Genomic DNA, 718 nt, shown 5'->3' on the forward strand with positions numbered 1-718 from the left:
ATCCGGGGCTTTTTGCTTTCCACCGATCCGCTCAGTGGAGGATCTGGGACAGGAAGAGCCTGGTCCGCTCGTGCTGCGGGTTCCTGAAGAACTCGTCCGGCGTGTTCATCTCCACGATCTGTCCGTAATCCATGAAGATGACCCGGTCGGCCACTTGGCGGGCGAAGCCCATTTCGTGGGTCACGCAGAGCATGGTCATGCCCTCTTCGGCGAGGCCCACCATGGTGTCGAGCACTTCCTTCACCATCTCGGGATCGAGCGCCGAGGTTGGCTCGTCGAACAGCATGATCTTCGGGCTCATGCAGAGCGAACGGGCGATCGCCACGCGCTGCTGCTGGCCGCCCGAGAGCTGGCCCGGATACTTGTTGGCCTGTTCCGGGATCTTCACCCGGGTCAGGTAGTGCATGGCGATCTCCTCCGCCTCCTTCTTGGGCATCTTCTTCACCCAGATCGGCGCGAGCGTGCAGTTCTCCAGGATCGTCAGGTGCGGGAAGAGGTTGAAGTGCTGGAACACCATGCCGACGTCGCGGCGCACCTCATCGATCCGCTTGAGGTCGTCCGTGAGTTCGATCCCGTCGACGATGATGCGGCCCTTCTGGTGCTCCTCCAGGCGGTTGATGCAGCGGATCATCGTGGACTTGCCTGAGCCCGAAGGACCGCAGATCACGATGCGCTCGCCCCGGCGCACATTCAGGTTGATGTCACGCAGAACGTGGAA

The 718-nt window shown here is 61.8% G+C and carries 1 protein-coding gene; it reads right to left on the reverse strand.

Going from position 1 to position 718, the window contains the following annotated elements; genetic code table 11:
• Window positions 1-31: 31 nt before the first annotated feature.
• Window positions 32-718, reverse strand: a 687-nt coding sequence (locus LG661_RS24760; RefSeq protein WP_230534651.1) for an amino acid ABC transporter ATP-binding protein, incomplete at its 5' end; no start/stop codon positions are given.

This window comes from Microvirga roseola (genome assembly GCF_020866965.1).
Lineage (GTDB): Bacteria > Pseudomonadota > Alphaproteobacteria > Rhizobiales > Beijerinckiaceae > Microvirga > Microvirga roseola.